The sequence below is a fragment of the Litorimonas sp. genome, assembly GCA_029936425.1.
Classification (GTDB): domain Bacteria; phylum Pseudomonadota; class Alphaproteobacteria; order Caulobacterales; family Maricaulaceae; genus Litorimonas.
This window is the reverse complement of the sequence record JAPYSU010000096.1, coordinates 1-1,684: the sequence shown is the minus strand read 5'-3', so window position 1 is coordinate 1,684 and position 1,684 is coordinate 1. Positions and strand designations below refer to the sequence as shown.

At 48.2% G+C, this 1,684-nt stretch carries 3 protein-coding genes; all 3 read left to right on the top strand.

Annotated elements, in window-relative coordinates; genetic code table 11:
• A partial coding sequence (locus tag ACN0IC_RS15320) for a hypothetical protein (protein WP_416879619.1) occupies positions 1 to 186 on the top strand: 186 nt, incomplete at its 5' end.
• A 75-nt stretch (positions 187 to 261) separates the two neighbouring features.
• Positions 262 to 435, top strand: a complete 174-nt coding sequence (locus tag ACN0IC_RS15315; RefSeq protein ID WP_416879618.1) for a hypothetical protein — start codon at positions 262 to 264, stop codon at positions 433 to 435.
• A complete protein-coding gene (locus tag ACN0IC_RS15310; RefSeq protein WP_416879617.1) occupies positions 405 to 779 on the top strand; it encodes a hypothetical protein in 375 nt (124 codons plus the stop codon). Before ACN0IC_RS15315 ends, ACN0IC_RS15310 begins: the two co-directional genes overlap by 31 nt.
• Positions 780 to 1,684 lie beyond the last annotated feature (905 nt).

The following is a 1,684-nucleotide window of genomic DNA, read 5'->3' as shown; positions in this document are numbered from 1 at the left end:
CAGTTCGTGCGGCTGCTGGTGTTCATGGTGTTCCTGGGCGAGGTGGCGTTCGTGCTGCTGGGCCAGTTCCTAATGATCCTGGTGTTCGTGCGGCTGCTGTTCGGGGCATTGTTGCCGGGGACCGAGAGCCCGGACACGTTGGGGAACGGATCCCCGGAGGGGGCAATGAAGGCCACGCTGATGTAAGTGCCGCTGATGAAGAACCCGACCCCGCGGTTGAGGGGAACGCTGCGGTGCGCGATGGTGATAATGAGAAGACAGATGATGATGGCTGGCGAGAACCAGCTGATCGTGTTCCTGTCCATGGTGCGGCCGTTGCTGGAGGGATTCCTGCTCCTGCCGTTACTGGTGCTGCAGATGGCGTCCGAGATAGTTCACGCTGCGAGCTTCCAGACTGTAGACACATGGAAGAACATTGTGATCAAGAACATCTGAAAATAAGTGGAACTAACATAGATAAGCTACTGACAAAGGAGGCTGGGAGACCACTGTTAGGTGATGCCCAGGGAAAGGACGGTGAACGACTGACCCCTCTTATCCTAAGGAAAGTGAAATTTATCCACAAGGCAGTGGACACTGGAATAAAAGATGAAAAGTCAAGGAAAATCATTGTCCTGGGAGGGAATGGTGTTCCTGTCCTGAAACCGCGGGTAAATGATCGCGAGCTCCGGCAGGTGGTTGAGGCGGAAGGTGATGCTGCTGTACAAGCCGCCACCCTCAACGCTGGGCTGCAGGGGCCGGAGTTTGATGAAACCGCGGGTTTTCTCTCGAACATTTAAGCAGAAACTGATTCTGCAAATGTGTTAAATGTGGTTTTTCTCTTGAATATTTTAGTCCTCGACGCAGACATGAAAAGAGGACTAAAATGATTTTAAAGGGAGGGGAAACTGATTTTATATCGTACTTCAGTGATGAAAGATGGATGTGTAGCGCGGCAAATATAGATACACTGTACTCACCATATTCATTCATGGCGCACGCTGAGTTTTAGTTCAAGACACAGAAACCAAAATTAAGCTACTTAATAGGTCAGTTCAGTCCATCCAAACAGCTTGAAAGAAGTGTTCAGAAACAGAGAACAGGTTGGAGAGTCCAATATTGTCTTGAACACGGCTGGATGAAAAATATCAAGCAATTTGTAAAAGTGAGAAACAGAAAAATGGAACCCGTTGCATTGGCCTAGTCGACACTGTCCCAGTACAGAGAAGCCCGCGCCAATGAGAAGAAGCCGCATCATTAAACCACGTGAGTAATTCTCAGTCAATCGGGTTCCAGCATTAAGTCCCGCGAAGAAATTCAAAAATACTGGAACGTCAACTATAAAGGCGGGAAAGTTCATGAGTGGATACCAAGGGCCATTCCTCAGAAAACAGGTCTGATTTCTGGCAGAGAAAAGCCACGGACCAGTTGGAGTAGTGAGAGATAGTAACAGTTCAACTGCGTGATTGTGTACAGCGGGTGTACCGAGCAGGTTGGCCGCTACTGAGTAACCAGTTTGGCTGAGAGAGTCAACAAACGGTAACCAGCAGTGAAGAGAAAGATAAATCCGTTCAAAATGGAATCAAGTGATTCAGTAGTGATAGAGTTAAGTGAATGGTCACTCAATGAATTATTAGCTCAGGCCAGTGCAACAGCCAGAGGAATAAAACTTGGTCCCAATATGAACAAACAGGACAAAGAAACC